Below are 17,446 nucleotides of genomic sequence, written 5' to 3' on the forward strand. Positions count from 1 at the left end.
GCAGGTGAAGGCGCCGAATCCTGCCCGGCGGCTTGCGCTCCGGGCAGGAAGACGAAAAAAAACCGCACAAGGATGTGCGGTTTTTTTTTGACTGCTGCGGGCTATACGCAGGTTACTCCGCAGGTTACTCCGCGGACTACTTCTTCCCGGCGTCGGTTGAGAAGTTCAGTTGCGGCTCCTGTGGCGGCGGCTCCTGCGCTTCCGGTTGTGCGGGCAGGACCAGTCCGCCCCCCGCCTCGCCCGTTGGCGATGTAGTCTCCGGTTCCTGCGGCAGGTCGATCTTCAGTTCGATCGGCTCCTTGCTGTCGACGCGTTTCTCGACTGACACAATCTGCGGGAACATGATGATCAGTGCCACCATGATCACCTGGATGACCACGAACGGCACCGCGCCCCAGTAGATATCGCTGGTCTTCACCTCCTTCGGTGCCACCGAGCGCAGGTAGAACAGGGCGAAACCGAACGGCGGATGCATGAACGAGGTCTGCATGTTGACGCTCAGCAGCACACCGAACCAGATCAGGTCGATGCCGAGCTTCTCAGCCACCGGGCCGACCAGCGGGACCAGGATGAAGGCCAGCTCGAAGAAGTCGAGGAAGAAGGCGAGGCCAAAGAACAGGATGTTTACGGCGATCAGGAAGCCGGTTGCGCCGCCTGGCAAGGATGTCAGCAAGTGCTCGACCCAGAGATCGCCATTGACGGCGCGGAATACCAGGCCGAACATCGATGATCCGATCAGGATGAACATGACGAAGCAGGACAGACGGGTGGTCGAACCCATTGCCTGCTTGAGCAGGTCCAGGCTCAGCCGCCGCTTCATCAGCGCCAGAATCAGTGCGCCCGTCGCGCCCATGCCGCCGCCCTCGGTCGGGGTCGCAATGCCGACGAAGATGGTGCCAAGCACCAGGAAGATCAGCGCCAGCGGTGGCATCAGCACGAACACCACTTTTTCGGCCATGCGCGACAGCAGTCCAAGTTTGAACGAGCGGTTGATCAGGGCAACGGCGAAGGCGAAGCTCATGCCAACGGCCATGGAGTAGACGATGACTTCGTCGGTTGCCTTGCCCGGGTGGTTGCTGGTGTACCAATGGGCAAATCCGAGGGATAGCGCGACGGTGGCCGCCGCTACTGCAAGCAGGGAGACAGCGCCGCTGCGGCCGTCAGGCTCGCGCAGGTTGCGCGCTTCCAGCGGCAGCGCCGGGACAGCCGAGGGACGGAATATGGACACCGCCATCACATAGCCGAGGTACATCGCGGTCAGCATCAGGCCGGGAAAGAACGCCGCTTTGTACATGTCGCCGACCGAACGGCCAAGCTGGTCCGCCATCACGATCAGCACCAGCGAGGGCGGGATGATCTGGGCCAGCGTTCCGGAAGCGGCAATCACGCCGGACGCTATCCGCTTGTCATAGCCGTAGCGCAGCATCACCGGCAGCGAGATCAGGCCCATCGAAATGACCGAGGCCGCTACCACGCCAGTGGTCGCCGCCAGCAGCGCGCCGACAAAGATGACGGCATAGGCGACGCCGCCGCGGATCGGGCCAAACAACTGGCCGATGGTGTCGAGCAGGTCCTCGGCCATGCCGGAGCGTTCGAGTATCAGCCCCATGAAGGTGAAGAACGGTATGGCCAGCAGCGTGTCGTTGGCCATGATGCCGAACAGCCGGTTCGGCAGGGCCTGCAGCAGTTCCGGCTTGAGCAGCCCCAGTTCAATGCCGACGAGGCCGAAGAACAGGCCGTTGGCGCCGAGGGCGAAGGCAACAGGAAAGCCCGAGAGCAGGAACACGACCAGGGCCGCGAACATGATCGGTGCCATATTGGCGATGAGGAATTCAGTCATGATGGGCGTGCGGTCAGTTCAGTTTGTTGGCGGATTTGATCGCTTCGATCTCTTCTTCGGGGGTGGTCGCCTGTTTTTGAAATGCGCTGGCGTCCACTCGTCCGGCCAGGAAGCCGAACCGCTTGATCAGTTCCGACACGCCCTGGAAAGCCAGCAACGCGAAGCCGACCGGGATCATCATCTTGGCCGGCCACAGGATCAATCCGCCGGAATTGCTCGACAATTCCTCGTTCTGGAACGACAAGACCGCAAAAGGCACCGCGTAATACAGGGTCAGCAGTGTCATCGGCATCAGGAAGAACACCAGGCCGAAGATGTCCACCCATACCTGTGCGCGCTGGGAAAGCCGGTTGACGATCACGTCAATGCGGACATGTTCGTTGCGTCGCAGCGTGTAGGCCGCGGCCATCAGGAACATCAGCGAAAACAGGTACCACTGGATTTCCAGCCAGGCATTGGAACTGCGGTTGAATGCGTACCGGATGATGGCGTTACCGCTGCAGATCAACACTGCAGCCATTAGCGCCCAGCCGACGGCCAGGCCTATCTTTTCATTGATCGCATCGATCCATTTCGATAGCGTGAGGAAAAACGACACGGTGTTCTCCAGTTCCAGTTCTAGAATGCATTTTCAGGGCCGCCGCATGCGACGGCGCCGTTCCGGCATGCCGTAAGGCAATAAGAATACGCGCGAGTATATTTCAAATTGACCCGTCGGCGGCCCGAATTGTGTCATCGGGCCGCTAACGGATATTACTTACTTGGCGGGAACGGGCGGGGTGTCAGCCAGCTGTCAGCTGTTTGCGCGCCTCGGCGATCGCCCGCCGGACCTGGGCCGGGGCGGTGCCGCCGACATGGTCGCGGGCCGCCACCGATCCTTCCAGCGTCAGGACCTGGAATACATCCTGGGCGATCAGTGTCGAGAACTGGCGCAACTGCTCCAGTGACAGGTCGGCCAGGTCGCATTTGGCGTCGTCGCAAGCGCGTACTGCGCGGGCGACTGCCTCATGCGCGTCACGGAATGGCATGCCTTTCTTGACCAGGTAGTCGGCCAGGTCGGTCGCGGTCGCATAGCCTTGCAGCGCTGCGGCGCGCATTGCCTCGGGCTTGACGGTAATGCCGCGAGCCATGTCGGCGAAGATGCGCAGGGTGTCGATTACCGTGTCGGCGGTGTCGAACAACGGTTCCTTGTCTTCCTGGTTGTCCTTGTTGTAAGCCAGCGGCTGGCCTTTCATCAGGGTCAGCAGCGCCACCAGGTGGCCGTTGACGCGTCCGGTCTTGCCGCGCGCAAGCTCGGGCACGTCCGGGTTTTTCTTTTGCGGCATGATCGAGGAGCCGGTGCAGAAGCGGTCGGCAATGTCGATGAAGCCAACTCGCGGGCTCATCCAGATCACCAGTTCTTCCGACATGCGCGAGACGTGGGTCATGACCAGCGCTGCGGCGGCGCAGAATTCGATCGCGAAGTCGCGGTCGGATACTGCGTCGAGCGAATTGCGGCAGACTTCCTCGAAGCCAAGCGTGCGGGCTACCCGCTCGCGGTCGATCGGGAAGGTGGTGCCGGCCAGCGCCGCGGCGCCGAGCGGCAGGCGATTGACGCGCCGGCGGCAGTCCTGCATCCGCTCGGCATCGCGCCCGAACATTTCCACATAGGCCAGCATGTGGTGGCCGAAGGTGACCGGCTGGGCCACCTGCATGTGGGTGAAGCCGGGCATGATCGTGTCGGCATGCTGTTCGGCGAGGTCGACCAGCGCGATGCGCAGGTCGCGCAGCAGCACGGCAATATCGTCGATCGCAGAGCGCAGCCACAGACGGATGTCGGTCGCCACCTGATCGTTGCGCGAGCGCCCGGTATGCAGGCGCTTGCCGGCATCCCCGACCAGTTCGGTCAGGCGCTTCTCGATGTTGAGGTGAACGTCTTCGAGGTCCAGCAGCCATTCGAACTGGCCGCCGTCGATTTCGCCAAGGATCTGCGCCATGCCGCGCTGGATCTCTGCCAGGTCGGTGCTGGTGATGATGCCTTGCGCGGCCAACATGTCGGCGTGGGCGAGCGAGCCCTGGATGTCGTGGTGCGCGAGCCGCTTGTCGAAAAATACAGAGGCGGTGTAGCGTTTTACCAGATCCGAGACAGGTTCAGAGAAGCGGGCAGACCATGCCTCGCTTTTTTTGGATAGTTGTGCTGTCATAATTCAATCCCGGTGGAATGGCGGGGATTATAAAGCAAGCGGCTTCGGTGGCTTCATAGTATGACCGGCTTGCCGGGCATGTTTTCCCGCCGTCCTGCCTGATTGCCGATTCTGTTCCCGATCTTATTCCCGATTTCAATACACGATCCGACCCCCTGCGCATGTCGACACCTGCCGTTGCTGCCCTTGCCCGACCTGTTTCCATCATCCCTGATTGCTGCAATATGGGGATCGTGCTGCGCACGCTGCTGGCCGTGAATGCCACCGCCCTTGGCGCCGCGCTCGTCCGCGTGGCGGAGCCGGTCGCGGCGCTGCGGGGATTTGCCGACGGCGCTGCCGTGGTCGAACTGTCAACCATGTTGTCCTTGCTGCTGCTGTGCGGACTGCGCGGCCAGGTCGCGGCGGCGCCTGCCTGGCTGCAGCGAGCCACCAGCGTCGCGGCGCCGGCGCTGGTGGCCGCCGCCGTCATCTGGCTGGTGTCGCGCGCGTCCGGCAGGGCAGCAGACGGTGCCTGGGGTGGCGCGCTGGTTGCCGCGGCGCTGGGTGCAGCACTGCAGCATTACTTCGAGCTGCGCGTGCGCGCCCATTCGCCGGCGCTGGCCGAAGCCCGGCTGGCGGCCTTGCAGGCCCGGATCCGGCCGCATTTCCTGTTCAACAGCCTGAATGCCGTGCTGTCCCTGATCCGGACGCAGCCGCGCAAAGCCGAGATAGCGCTGGAAGACCTGTCCGACCTGCTGCGCGTGCTGCTGCGGGATGCGCGCGACATGTCCACGCTGGACGACGAAGTACGCCTGTGCCGCCAGTACCTGGCGATCGAATCGCTGCGCTTGGGCGAACGCCTGCAGCTGGCGTGGGACATGCAGGCCCTGGACCAGGAGACCTTGCGCTCGGCACGCATCCCGGCACTGTTGCTGCAGCCGCTGCTGGAGAATGCGGTGCATCACGGCGTCGAACCGAGCAGCACTGCGGTCATGATCCGGGTTGCCATGCGGCGGCTGGTCGACCGTATCGAAATCACCATTGCAAATCCGGTGCATGTTTCGATACATGCTGCGGTCCACGGCGAGGCCCAGCCAGCTCCCCACCCGGGCGGCCACCAGATGGCACTCTCGAACATACGTGAACGGCTGGCCCTGCTGTACGACGTGGAAGGCGAGCTGACGACATCGGTCAGTGAAGGACAGTTCGTGGTCAGGCTGCGCTTTCCCTTCCAGCGGGGACGGGCATGAGCGTGCCGGTTCCGCGCATCCTGATCGTCGACGACGAGGCGCCGGCACGGATGCGCCTCAGGACGCTGCTGGCCGATATTGCCCATGACTGCCCCCACTTGCTGGTTGGCGAGGCGGCCGACGCGCAGGCCGCGCTGGCGCTGTGTGCCAGCATTCACGCCGACCTGGTGTTGCTGGATGTGCAGATGCCCGGCATGAACGGCATGGAACTGGCGCGGCAGCTGGGGCGGCAGCCGCAGGCGCCGGCCATGATCTTCGTCACCGCCCATGACGAATTCGCACTGCAGGCCTTCGATGTCCAGGCCCTGGATTACCTGCTCAAGCCGGTCCGTGCCGAGCGGTTGGCCCAGGCAATCCGGCGGGTGGTCGAATTGCGCGCTGCCGCCCGCCCGGCGCCACGCCAGTTCACGGTGCAGGAAAAGGGCAGGGTGCTGCTGGTGCCGGTGGAACAGGTGTTGTTCCTGAAGGCCGAGCTCAAGTACGTGACCTTGCACACGGCCCATGAGGAGTACCTGATCGAGTCCTCGCTGCAGTCGATCGAGGACGAGATGCCGGACCTGTTCGTGCGAGTGCATCGCAATGCGCTGGTGGCGAAGAATGCGATTGTCGGGGTGGAGAAAGGGACCGAAAAACGGGCGCTCCCTGCGGACCGCGAAGCCGAGCCGGAAAAGGAATCCTGGCTGGTGACTTTGCGCGGCACGCAGGAGCGCTTGCCTGTCTCCAGGCGGCAATGGCCGCTGGTGAAGGCCTTGCTTAGGTAGGCCGCGAGCGGCCGATCCTCCTCAGCCCGTGTTGCGCAGCCCGGCAGCGACGCCGTTGATCGACAAATGGATTCCCCGGTACACCCGCGGTTCGCCCTGGTCCTGTCCGGCAGCGGCTGCCCGGCTGCGCTTGATCAGTTCGACCTGCAGGTGATTCAGCGGGTCAAGGTAGGCCAGCCGGTTCTTGATCGACTGCGCCAGCAGCGGGTTGGATGCCAACCGTTCCTTCTGGCCGGTGATCAGCGTCAGGCAGGCAAGCGTCTGCTGGTGCTCGGTGGCGATGCGCTTGAATATCTTCTGGCGCAGCTTGCGGTCGCGCACCAGGCCGGCGTAGCGGGATGCGACGGCCAGGTCGGTCTTGGCCAGCACCATGTCCATGTTCGCAATCAGCGCGGCAAAGAACGGCCACTCGCGCAGCATGGCGCGCAGCAGTGCCGCCCGTTTGCTGCGCCCCGATGGGCTGCCTTCGTCCAGCCATTCGGAGACGGCGGCGCCGAAGCCATACCAACCCGGCAGCAGCAGCCGGCACTGGCCCCAGGAGAAACCCCAGGGAATTGCGCGCAAATCTTCGATGCGGCGGGTTGATTTCCGGCTGGCCGGACGCGACCCGATGTTGAGCAGCGCAATCTCGGCGATCGGCGTCGAGTCGAAAAAATAGTCCGCAAATCCAGGCGTGTCGTACACCAGGTCGCGATAGGCGGCATATGCCCTGGCTGACAAGTCGGCCATCACCTGTTCGAACTGTTTCAGGCGTTTTTCAGCGCCGGCGTGTTCGCTGCCCGGCAGCAGGCTGGCTTCCAGCGTTGCCGCGACCAGCAGTTCAAGGTTGCGGCGGCCAATTTCGGGGTTGGCATATTTGGACGCAATGATTTCGCCCTGTTCGGTGACCCGGATCTGCCCGTTCACGGTGCCCGGCGGCTGCGCCAGGATGGCGTCGTAGCTGGGGCCGCCGCCGCGTCCGACCGTGCCGCCCCGGCCATGGAACAGGCGCATGCGCACGCCTGCCTCGTCGAACACCTTGACCAGCCCCAGTTCCGCCCGGTACAGCTCCCAGTTGGACGTCAGGAAGCCGCCGTCCTTGTTGGAGTCGGAATAGCCGAGCATCACTTCCTGCAGTTCGCGGCCGGCGCGAATGACGCGGCGAACCAGTGGAATGGCGATGAAGGCACGCATGATCTGCGCTGCCTGCCGCAGGTCGGGTATGGTCTCGAACAGGGGGATTACCATCAGGTCGCAGGCAGGAACGCCGTCGGCCTGCCCCAAGCGGAACAAGCCAGCCTCCTTTTGCAGCACCAGCACTTCGAGCAGGTCCGATACCGATTCGGTGTGGGAAATTATGTAGTTGCGCACCGCGCGCTCGCCGTAGCGTGCCCGCATCTCGCGCGCGCAGCTGAATATCGCCAACTCGCTGGCGGTTTCGGCGGAATAGTCAAGCCAGGGCGAGACCAGCAGCCGCGGTTGCGCCAGTTCATCCAGCAGCAGGGTGATTTTTTCGTCTTCGCCCAGTGCGGCGTAATTCGCTTCGGCGCCTGCGCGGGCGAACAGCTCCGCCAGCACCCGTTCATGCACGTCCGAGCTTTGCCGCAGGTCCAGCGACGCCAGGTGGAAACCAAAGATGTCGACTGCGCGCCGCAAACCTGACAGACGTGGCTTGACCAGCGAGGCGCCATGGTTGGCATTGAGCGAATCGACCAGTACCTGAAGGTCCGCACTGAATTCCTCCGGACTGGAATAGGGGGCGGACGGCGCGACTTCGCGCCGCAGGATATGTCCTGCGCCAAGCGCGCGCGCGGTTGCCGCCAGCCGCGCATAGAGCCCGGTCAGCGCGCGCCGATACGGTTCGTCGGCGCGGTGCGGTGAATCATCCGGCGAGCGGCTGGCCAGTTCTTTCAGCTGGTCGCTGACATCGACCAGTTGTGTCGACAGCGAAAGCTCCGCGCCCAGCGCATGCACTTCCTCCAGGTAGTGATCGAGTACGGTACTGGCCTGGCGCGACAGGGCCAGCCGCATCGTGTCGGCGTTCACATTGGGATTGCCGTCGCGGTCGCCGCCGATCCAGCTGCCCATTTGCAGGAAGGCCTGGGTCAGCGGCAGGCGTGCCGCGCGCTGGCCGAAATGGGCGGCCAGGCCGGTTTCGATGTCGTCGTAGAGCGCCGGCAGTTCCTGCAGGAAGGTGATGCGATACCAGGACAGCGCGTTCTCGATCTCGTCCGCCACCGTCAGGCGGGAATACCGCAACATGCGCGTCTGCCACAGGGTCGTGATGCGGGCGCGCAGCTGGGCCTCGTTGTCGGCCAGTTCGCGTGGCGTCATTGGCAACTCGCGCGCAGCGAGCAGGCGGGCGATCGCGTGTTCTGCATCCAGCGTGCTCTTGCGCTGCACTTCGGTCGGATGGGCGGTCAGCACGGGCGACAGCAAGGCTTCGTCAAAGAACTTCCTGACCTTGCTGCTGCCGGTGGTCGACTGCCCGATCCGGGCCAGCGCGCTGGCCAGCGTGCCGCGCTGCGGGGCTGCGCCGGCCAGCAGTTCGGCACGGCGGCTGCGGTTGTGATGCTGGTCTTCGGCAATGTTGGCAAGATGCGAAAAGTAGGAGAAGGCGCGCACCACCGAAGCGGTCTGCTCCTGGCTCAGCTTCTTCAGCAGCTTGTCGAGTTCGGCTGCAGCCTGCGGCTCGGCGTCGCGGCGAAAGCGCACCGCGGTCTGCCGTATGGTCTCGACCACGCCGAACACCTGCTCGCCTTCCTGTTCGCGCAATACCTCGCCGAGCAGGCGGCCGAGCAGGCGAATGTCATGTTTGAGTTGCTCGTCCTTGCCCGGACGTGGCCGGGAGCGTTTGGGGGAGGTCTTGCTGGCAGCGGATGGCGTGGGCATATAGGATGCAGGCAGAGTGGAAATCAGGTCAAAAGCAGCCCGCGCCAGCATGAGGCGGCGCAGGGCTGCATGTTAGAATCGTGGGTACCAAGAGCTGACGACGCGTCCGAGTGGCGAGTCCGAAAAGCCGATCCCGAGCATCCATCTAAAGAGTCTGTCTTGAAACAAGCGTTTTCCGGAAACCTGGTCATTGCCTCCCGCGAGAGCCGGCTGGCAATGTGGCAGGCTGAACATGTGCGCGCTCGTCTGCGCCAATTATATCCGCTGGCCAGCGTGGAAATTCTCGGAATGACCACCCGCGGCGACCAGATACTGGATCGCACGCTGTCCAAGGTGGGCGGCAAGGGCCTGTTCGTCAAGGAACTGGAAGTCGCCATGTCCGAGGGACGTGCCGACCTGGCGGTGCACTCGCTCAAGGACGTGCCGATGGAACTGCCCGACAGTTTCTGCCTGGCAGCCGTGCTCGAGCGCGAAGATCCGCGCGACGCCTTCGTTTCCAGCCAGTTTGCTTCGCTGGCCGAACTGCCGCCCGGCTCCGTGGTCGGCACCAGCAGCCTGCGCCGCCAGGCGCTGATCGCTGCGCGCTATCCCCAATTGATCGTCCGGCCGCTGCGCGGCAACCTCGATACCCGGCTGGGCAAGCTCGACCGCGGCGAATACGCGGCGATCATCCTCGCCGCAGCAGGTTTGAAGCGGCTCGGTATTCCCGAGCGCATTCGCAGCCTGCTTGACCCGGATGAGAGCCTGCCGGCGCCCGGGCAGGGCGCGATGGCGATCGAAGTGGTGTCCGGACGGCCTGAGTTGCTCGACCTGCTGGCACCGTTGAACCACGCCCCGACCTGGGCTGCAGTGACTGCCGAGCGTGCCCTGTCGCGCGCCTTCGGTGGCAGTTGCCAGATTCCGCTGGCTGCCTTTGCCATACCCGTCGGCGAGGCCGGACTGCGCCTGCGCGGCATGGTCGCGATGCCGGACGGCAGCCGTGTTGCCAGCGCCGAAGTGAGCGGACCGGCAAGCGAGCCCGAGCAGCTCGGGCTGCGCTTGGCCGACGCGCTGCGCGAGCGAGATGCCGATGGCATCCTTGCTGCTTGCCGAACCGATGGCACCGATGCCTGAGCCGGTTGTCATCACCCGCCCGTTGCAGCAGGCGGAAGCATTCGCCCGCCAGGTCCGCGTGACCGGGCGCGAGGCCGTGGTTTTCCCGCTGCTCAATATCCTGCCGCTGGAGGACGACGCGCTGCTCAGGGCGGCACTGTCCAGGCTGGAAGAATATGCATTGATCGCCTTCGTCAGCCCGAATGCGATTGACGCCGCATTCCGCTGCCGGGCGCAATGGCCGCACGGCCTGACTATCGGTGTGGTCGGCGAGGGCAGCCGCAAGGCGCTGGCGGCACACGGCGTGGACGAACGAACTGCCACCATCGTCAGCCCGAAGAATCCGGAACGTTCCGATTCCGAAACGCTGCTGGCACAACTTGACCTTGCCGCATTGCGCGGACGGCGGGCGCTTATCATCCGCGGTGAAAGCGGACGCGAACTGCTGGCCGATTCGCTGCGCACGGCTGGCGTCGAAGTCGAGCAGGTGGCTGCCTACCGGCGCACTGCGCCGGTGCTGGACGCCGCCCGATCGGCCATGCTCAACCGCATGATCGACAGCGAAGCCATCTGGGTGGTCACCAGTTCCGAAGCATTGCGCAACCTGGTTTCCATGGCGGGCGCGTTGCAGCGCCCGGACGGCACGGCTACCTTGCTGCAGCGCCGGCTGCTGGTGCCGCATAGCCGGATAGAGGATACTGCCCGGCAACTGGGTTTCATGCACATAGAACGCACTGGTTCAGGCGACGAACAGATGCTTGCCAAGTTACAATGACGCTAATGGAAGAGACTCCCATCACCCCTGCACCACCTCCCGCCACCGCCGGAACCGGCCGTGGCGCTTCTGGCTTGCGCCTGGCGCAGCCGTGGATCCGGCGCTCCGTCGTACTGGTGCCATTGGTCCTGCTCGTGCTCATCGCGCTGGCCTGGTGGAGCGCCCACCGCGAGTTGCGCGATCTGCGGCGCGATACCGCCCAGCGGCTGCAGGCAGGCGACTCGATCAACAGCGAGACCAAGGTCGCAGTGCGTTCGGCGCAGGAAACCGTCAAGGAACTCCAGGCCAAGGTGAACGTGCTGGAGAGCAAGCAGGCAGAATCGCAGGCGCAGCAACTGGCGCTGGACCAGCTCTACCAGGAGCTGGCACGCAATCGCGACGAATGGGCGCTGGCTGAAATCGAGCAGGTCCTGTCAACTGCAAGCCAGCAGCTGCAACTGGCCGGCAACGTCCGTGGCGCCCTGATTGCGCTGCAGAATGCGGACAGCCGCCTGTCGCGTTCCGACAAGCCGCAATTCATCACCATCCGCCGCGCGCTTGCCCGCGACATGGAAAAGCTCAAGGCACTGCCGGTGGTGGACATGACCGGCCTTGCGCTGCGCCTGGACAGCATCATTGCCCAGATCGACAGCATGCCGCTCCTGTCCGACGAGAAGCCGGCGCTGCCCGCCACCCAGCCGCGCAACGCCGCTCGGGCCGCGGCCGGCAAGACTGCGCGCACCGGTTGGCTGGCCACCGTGGAAGACACCTGGTACAGCTGGTCCACTGAGATGTGGAACGAGGTGCGGCAACTGATCCGGGTACGCAACGTCGAGACTTCCGACGCGCTGCTGCTGTCGCCGACCCAAGCTTACTACGCACGCGAGAACCTCAAGCTGCGCCTGCTCAACGCCCGCCTGGCACTGCTGTCGCGTAACGAATCCGCTTTCCGCAGCGACCTGCTCGCCGCCCAGGATGTGATTGCGCGCTACTTTGACACCCGTGCGCGCCAGACCCAGACCACGCAGGCGCTGCTCAAGCAGGTACAGGCCAGCAACTTGTCGATCGAGATGCCGACGCTGAACGAAAGCCTCGGCGCGGTGCGCAACTTCAAGGTCAAACCGTAACGCCATGCGGATATTCCTCTGGTTACTTGGCTTGTTTGCGGCGGCGATCGGGCTGGCCGTACTGGCGCGCTTCAATGCCGGCAATGTCGTCTTCTTCTACCCGCCGTGGCGGGTGGACCTGTCGCTGAATTTCTTCATCGTGATTGCGGTGCTGCTGTTTTTCACGCTGTTTACGGTGATCCGGGCGCTACGTAGCGCCCAGCGCATGCCGCAGCGGGTTGCACAGTACCGGCGCGACAAGCGTGACCGGGAAGCCAACCAGGCCTTGCGCGAGTCGCTCAAGTCACTGTTCGAAGGCCGTTTTGGCCAGGCAGAAAAAGCAGCGTCGCGAGCAGCGTCGGTGGACGACAACTCCGGCGTTGCCGCGCTGGTTGCGGCGCGCGCCGCCCACCGCCTCGGGCAGCTGGAGCGGCGGCAGCAGTGGCTGGCAAAGGCATCGGAGGACGATTCCCTGCGCACAGCGCGGCTAATGACTGAAATCGAACTGCTGGTCGACGAGCACCATCCGGAAGAAGCGCTGGACGCCGTTCGTGAACTCAACAGTTCCGGCATTCGCCACATCCACGCGCTGCGGCTGGCGCTGAAAGCCAACCAGGCGGCCAAGAACTGGCCGGAAGTCCTGCGGCTGGTGCGCAGTCTCGACAAGAACAATGCAATCCATCCTGCGCTTTCGCAGCGCCTGCGCGAGCTCGCCTACGAAAACCTGCTGACCGATGCCAGCCATGATCCGGAATCGATCCGCCGGGTCTGGTTCGCGCTGCCGGCAGAGGACAGGATGCGTCCATCGATCGCCGTGCGCGGTGCGCGCGCATTCGTCAGCCGCGGCCTGCATGAAGAGGCATCCGCCCTCATTGAAAAAGCGCTGGCGCTGGAATGGGATGAACGGTTGGTGCGTGTCTGGCGTACCGCCGGCGGGCAGCAGGGCACGCCCTTGCTGCTCGGACAAATCGAACGCTGCGAGAAGTTGTTGCAACAACATCCGACCGATCCCGACCTGGCACTGACACTCGGGACCTTCTGCCTGCGGCAGAAATTGTGGGGCAGGGCGCAGCGCTGCCTGGAAATGGCGCTGTCGGATTCAACCGAGCCGGAAACGGTCCGGGAAGCGCATCTGAAGCTGGCACAACTGCATGAGGCGCTGCAGGATCAGGAGAAGGCGGCATCGCATTACCGGTCGAGCGCGCTGGCTAGTATTTTGTAGGGTCCATTACTCACATCCTGATTTGTTGCGTAGACCTGCGCACGCCAGGAATGCTCCCTCCCTTGCAATGGGAGGGAGTCATAAGGTCGATTCGCCTTACACGCTCTTGCTACGCGCCAAAAGACCAGCTTTCCCCCGTTCCGCCCCGCGTTCCCGATCTTGCCCAGCATAATTTCCGCGCAAGCCTTGGGCTGATTTCGCCTGAACCTTTATAATCTCGTGTTCCCCGGTTTTTTTTCTCTATCAAGAAGGCATCATGAGTCTCAATCGAGTCCCCTCCGGCCGCGACCTGCCGAACGACTTCAACGTCATCATCGAAATTCCGATGAACGCCGATCCGATCAAGTACGAAGTGGACAAGGATTCCGGCGCGATTTTCGTCGACCGTTTCATGGGCACGGCAATGCACTATCCGTGCAACTACGGCTACATTCCGAACACCGTGGCCGATGATGGCGATCCGGTCGATGTGCTGGTCATTACCCCATTCCCGTTGATTCCCGGCGTCGTTGTGCGATGCCGCCCGATCGGCGTGCTGAAGATGACCGATGAAGCCGGCGGCGATGCGAAAGTACTGGCCGTGCCGGTCGACAAGGTCCTGTCGATCTACACCCAGTGGCAAAAGCCGGAAGACCTGAACGACCTGCGCTTGCAGCAGATCCAGCATTTCTTCGAACATTACAAGGATCTGGAGCCCGGCAAGTGGGTCAAGGTCGAAGGCTGGTTTGGTCCGGAAGATGCAAAAGAAGAAATCATGACTGGTGTCACCCGGTATGCGGCAGAGGCCAGCAAGTCGGATGCCTGATAGCAGCATGTAGTAAAAAGAAAAGCGCACTCCGGTGCGCTTTTTTTTCTCCCTCAAGCCGCCGGCCGCGTCTCCGCAAACGGGTTACGTTCGTTCAACTCGTCAATGTAGTTCTCCATGCCACTGTTCTCGCGGGCCAGGAAGCGTTCGATCGCATCCGAAAACGCAGGGTGCGCCAGCCAGTGCGCCGACCAGGTCGTCTCCGGCAAGAAGCCGCGCGCCATCTTGTGCTCCCCCTGTGCGCCACCCTCGAACGAGCCGATCCGGTTTGCAATGCAGAATTCCAGCGGCTGATAGTAGGCCGTCTCGAAATGCAGGCAGGGGTGGTGTTCAAGCGCTCCCCAGTAGCGTCCGTACAGTTTCTGCGCGTCATGCACTACCAGCGACGACGCGATCGGCAGCCCGTCCCGCTCAGCGACGACCAGCAGCAGGTTTTCCGGCATGGCTGCACCGATGCGCAGGAAAAAATCCAGGTTGAGGTAGGGCGTGGAACGATGCTCCCGATAGGTGCGGTCATAGCAACGCTTGAAAAATTGCCAGTCGGCTTCGGTCGCTTCCACGCCGCGCAACTGGCGCATGACAATGCCGGCTTCGGACACCTTGCGCCGTTCGGCCCGGATGTTCTTGCGCTTCTTCTGCTGCATGGTGGAGAGGAACTGCTCGAAGTCGCCGTAGCCTTCGTTCTGCCAGTGGAACTGCACGCCGCGGCGTAACATGAAGCCGGCCGCTTCCAGCGTCCTTGCCTCGTCCTGCGGCGGATACAGGATGTGGGTGGATGACAGGCCGTTTGCTTCCTGCAACTCGCGCAGCGCCTGCACCAGGGCGGCGCGCGCCCCGGCGTCGCGCGCCAGCAGCCGGGCGCCGGTGACAGGCGTGAACGGGATGGCGGACAGCAGCTTGGGGTAATACTCCAGCCCGTTGCGTTGGTAGGCGTCCGCCCAGGCCCAGTCGAACACATACTCGCCGTAGGAATGATCCTTGACGTAGAGCGGCAGGGCAGCAGCCAGGCTGTCGCTTTCCCACAGGGTCAGGTATTGCGGGGTCCAGCCGGTGTCCTTGCATGCGCTGCCGGATTCGTGCAGCGCGTGCAGGAATGCGAAGGAAAGGAATGGATTGCGCTCGGCCTGGGCGGATACCAGTGAGTCCCAGGCCACTTGGCCACATTCCGCAAGGGAAGAAATGATGCGCGTGCGATAATTCAGGATCTGCCTCTTTCTGCTGTTAACACCCGCCGGGAATCTGTTGCTGCGGCTTCATTCTACGGAAAATGCGTCGATGCGTTTGTGGCAGCTCGTGGCAGCTCGTGGCAGGTTGCGACAGCTTGCGGCCGGTGGCGACGCCGCCGCCCGGGACCGGCGCTTCCAGGCGCTGGCTGCATCACCGCAATGGCGACGAGTCACATGGTTCTGGACATGAAACCGAATTCTGAGGTGAAGATGGGCCGTCAATTTTTCAACATCCATACGCATGGATTTGCCCGCGTCGCCGTGGGCGTTCCGCTTTGCCGTGTGGCTGATCCGGCGTCCAATGCAGCCGAAACCATCGCGCTGGCGCAGCAAGCTGCTGGCAAGGGTGCGGCGTTGATCGCTTTCCCGGAACTGGGCCTGTCCGCCTACACCTGCGACGACCTGTTCCACCAGGGCGCCTTGCTCGATGCCAGCGTGGATGCGCTGGCGTCCGTCGTTGCCGCCTCCAGGAGCTTGCCGCTGGCGATGATCGTCGGACTGCCGCTGCGCGTGGACCACCTGCTGTTCAATTGTGCTGCCGTGGTCGCTGGCGGCAAGATCCATGGCGTGGTCCCGAAAAGCTACCTGCCGAATTACGGCGAATTCTACGAAGCGCGTCAGTTCAATCCGGCCGAAAACGCGGTGACCACCGAGATCAAGCTGCTGGGGCAGAGCGTTCCATTCGGCGCCCGGCTTTTGTTCGAACTGGCCAACTTGCCGTTGTTCCGGTTCCATGTGGAGATCTGCGAGGATTTGTGGGTGCCGATCCCGCCGTCTTCCTTTGCCGCGCTGGCCGGCGCCACGGTGCTGGTCAATCTGTCGGCATCCAATGTCCTTGTCGGCAAGGCAGGTTACCGCCACCAGCTTGTGTCGCAGCAGTCGGCACGCTGCCTGTCAGCCTACCTGTATTCGTCAGCCGGCAACGGCGAGTCCACCACCGACATGGCATGGGACGGACAAGCGCTGATCTGCGAGAACGGCGAGCTGCTGGCCGAGTCGGCGCGGTTTGCCGGTGCGTCGCACCTGGTGTTCGCCGACATCGACCTGGAACGGCTTTCGCGTGAGCGGATGCGCATGACCACCTTCGGCAGTTCGGTGCGCCGGCATGCCGCGGAGGTGGCCGCATTCCGGGTGGTTTCCTTCGAGCTCGATCTGCAGGTGGACGATCCGCTGCCGCTGGTGCGCAAGGTCGAACGCTTCCCCTATGTGCCGGCCGATCGCGGGCGCCGCAACGAGCGCTGCGAGGAGGTCTACAACATACAAGTGCAGGCGCTGGCGCAGCGGCTGTCGGCATCCGGCATGTCGAAGGTGGTGATTGGCGTCTCCGGCGGGCTGGATTCCACCCACGCGCTGCTGGTCTGCGCCAAGGCGATGGACCGCCTGCGGCTGCCGCGCACGAATATCATCGGCATCACCATGCCCGGTTTCGCTACCAGTGACCGGACCCTGCTCCAGGCCAGGCAGCTGATGCAGATCGTCGGCTGCTCGGCGAGCGAAATCGACATACGGCCCAGCTGCCTGCAGATGCTGGAAGACATCGGGCATCCGTACTCGGCTGGGCAGGAACACTACGACGTCACCTTCGAAAATGTGCAGGCAGGGGAACGCACCAGCCACCTGTTCCGGATGGCCAACCTGCATCATGGCATCGTGATCGGCACCGGCGACCTGAGCGAACTGGCGCTGGGATGGTGCACCTATGGCGTGGGTGACCACATGTCCCACTACAGCGTCAATGCCAGCGTGCCCAAGACCCTGATTGCGCACCTGGTGCGCTGGGTGGCGGAGACCGGCCAGATCGGGACCTCGGGTTCGGACGTGCTGCTCGCCGTGCTGGGCACCGACATCAGCCCGGAACTGGTTCCGCGCAAGTCGGGTCAGGCGGGTGATGGGGGTGACTCGGGTGAGGCAAATGACGCTCCGGACCAGAAAACCGAAAGCGTGATCGGGCCCTACGAGTTGCAGGACTTCAATCTGTATTACACGCTGCGCTTCGGCTTCGCGCCGTCCAAGGTCGCGTTCCTGTCGTTTTGCGCCTGGGGCGACCGGGACGCCGGCCTGTGGCCCGAGGAAGCGCATGTCGCGCGCAACGAATATAGTCTGTCGGATATCAAGCGCAATCTCAGGATTTTTCTGTATCGGTTTTTCAAGACCAGCCAGTTCAAGCGTTCTTGCGTCCCCAACAGCCCCAAGGTGGGCTCGGGCGGCTCATTGTCTCCACGCGGAGACTGGCGCGCGCCCAGCGATTCCGAGGCCGTGGTGTGGATGGACGACCTGAACAACATCCCGGAGCAATGAGGGCAGGCCCGCCGGCCTGGCTGACATTCGGGAATGCATGGTCATTGACGGTATACTCT

General features: G+C 63.5%; 13 protein-coding genes. 8 read left to right on the forward strand and 5 right to left on the reverse strand.

Translation table 11 applies throughout. The features are described 5' to 3' along the window. Positions 1 to 136 precede the first annotated feature (136 nt). From FVE66_RS06230 to argH, 3 genes are all read right to left on the reverse strand, one after another. Positions 137 to 1,840 carry a TRAP transporter large permease gene (locus FVE66_RS06230; protein ID WP_151446557.1) on the reverse strand — a complete coding sequence of 568 codons (1,704 nt, stop codon included), beginning with the start codon at positions 1,838 to 1,840 and terminating at the stop codon, positions 137 to 139. 13 nt (positions 1,841 to 1,853) lie between these two features. Continuing rightward, the gene (locus tag FVE66_RS06235; RefSeq protein WP_206668716.1) at positions 1,854 to 2,438 is read right to left on the reverse strand and encodes a TRAP transporter small permease subunit; all 585 of its coding nucleotides are present in this window, start codon (positions 2,436 to 2,438) and stop codon (positions 1,854 to 1,856) included. Between the two features lie 184 nt (positions 2,439 to 2,622). Continuing rightward, a complete protein-coding gene (gene argH, locus FVE66_RS06240) occupies positions 2,623 to 4,023 on the reverse strand; it encodes an argininosuccinate lyase (RefSeq protein WP_151446558.1) in 1,401 nt (466 codons plus the stop codon). 224 nt (positions 4,024 to 4,247) lie between these two features. On the opposite strand from argH, the gene FVE66_RS06245 reads away from it, so the two are divergent. Both FVE66_RS06245 and FVE66_RS06250 read left to right on the forward strand, forming a co-directional pair. Continuing rightward, entirely contained in the window at positions 4,248 to 5,252 is a 1,005-nt protein-coding gene (locus FVE66_RS06245; protein WP_241673050.1) for a sensor histidine kinase, read from the forward strand. Beyond that, positions 5,249 to 6,013 carry a LytR/AlgR family response regulator transcription factor gene (locus tag FVE66_RS06250; RefSeq protein WP_151446560.1) on the forward strand — a complete coding sequence of 255 codons (765 nt, stop codon included), beginning with the start codon at positions 5,249 to 5,251 and terminating at the stop codon, positions 6,011 to 6,013. Before FVE66_RS06245 ends, FVE66_RS06250 begins: the two co-directional genes overlap by 4 nt. A gap of 21 nt (positions 6,014 to 6,034) precedes the next feature. Here FVE66_RS06250 and ppc read toward each other — a convergent pair whose 3' ends face one another. Further along, positions 6,035 to 8,884: a phosphoenolpyruvate carboxylase gene (gene ppc / locus FVE66_RS06255; RefSeq protein ID WP_241673051.1), complete on the reverse strand. Its 2,850-nt coding sequence runs from the start codon at positions 8,882 to 8,884 to the stop codon at positions 6,035 to 6,037. Positions 8,885 to 9,100: 216 nt separating this feature from the next. On the opposite strand from ppc, the gene hemC reads away from it, so the two are divergent. The 5 genes from hemC (at position 9,101) to ppa (ending at position 13,863) form a co-directional block, all read left to right on the forward strand. Further along, a complete protein-coding gene (gene hemC, locus FVE66_RS06260; protein ID WP_241673119.1) occupies positions 9,101 to 9,997 on the forward strand; it encodes a hydroxymethylbilane synthase in 897 nt (298 codons plus the stop codon). Then, positions 9,990 to 10,751 (forward strand): uroporphyrinogen-III synthase, encoded by a 762-nt coding sequence (locus tag FVE66_RS06265; RefSeq protein ID WP_151446563.1) that lies wholly within the window; start codon positions 9,990 to 9,992, stop codon positions 10,749 to 10,751. Before hemC ends, FVE66_RS06265 begins: the two co-directional genes overlap by 8 nt. Next, positions 10,748 to 11,857 carry a uroporphyrinogen-III C-methyltransferase gene (locus FVE66_RS06270; protein WP_151446564.1) on the forward strand — a complete coding sequence of 370 codons (1,110 nt, stop codon included), beginning with the start codon at positions 10,748 to 10,750 and terminating at the stop codon, positions 11,855 to 11,857. Before FVE66_RS06265 ends, FVE66_RS06270 begins: the two co-directional genes overlap by 4 nt. A 4-nt stretch (positions 11,858 to 11,861) precedes the next feature. Then, entirely contained in the window at positions 11,862 to 13,058 is a 1,197-nt protein-coding gene (locus tag FVE66_RS06275) for a heme biosynthesis protein HemY (RefSeq protein ID WP_151446565.1), read from the forward strand. A 256-nt stretch (positions 13,059 to 13,314) separates the two neighbouring features. Then, a complete protein-coding gene (gene ppa, locus FVE66_RS06280; protein ID WP_151446566.1) occupies positions 13,315 to 13,863 on the forward strand; it encodes an inorganic diphosphatase in 549 nt (182 codons plus the stop codon). A gap of 53 nt (positions 13,864 to 13,916) precedes the next feature. On the opposite strand, the gene FVE66_RS06285 is transcribed toward ppa, so the two are convergent. Beyond that, the gene (locus FVE66_RS06285; RefSeq protein ID WP_151446567.1) at positions 13,917 to 15,065 is read right to left on the reverse strand and encodes a GNAT family N-acetyltransferase; all 1,149 of its coding nucleotides are present in this window, start codon (positions 15,063 to 15,065) and stop codon (positions 13,917 to 13,919) included. A gap of 234 nt (positions 15,066 to 15,299) precedes the next feature. Here FVE66_RS06285 and FVE66_RS06290 point away from each other — a divergent pair, with 234 nt between their 5' ends. Then, the gene (locus FVE66_RS06290) at positions 15,300 to 17,387 is read left to right on the forward strand and encodes an NAD(+) synthase (RefSeq protein WP_151447216.1); all 2,088 of its coding nucleotides are present in this window, start codon (positions 15,300 to 15,302) and stop codon (positions 17,385 to 17,387) included. The last annotated feature ends 59 nt before the right edge of the window (positions 17,388 to 17,446 follow it).

Source organism: Lacisediminimonas profundi (genome assembly GCF_008831265.1).
GTDB classification, from domain to species: Bacteria; Pseudomonadota; Gammaproteobacteria; order Burkholderiales; family Burkholderiaceae_D; genus Lacisediminimonas; species Lacisediminimonas profundi.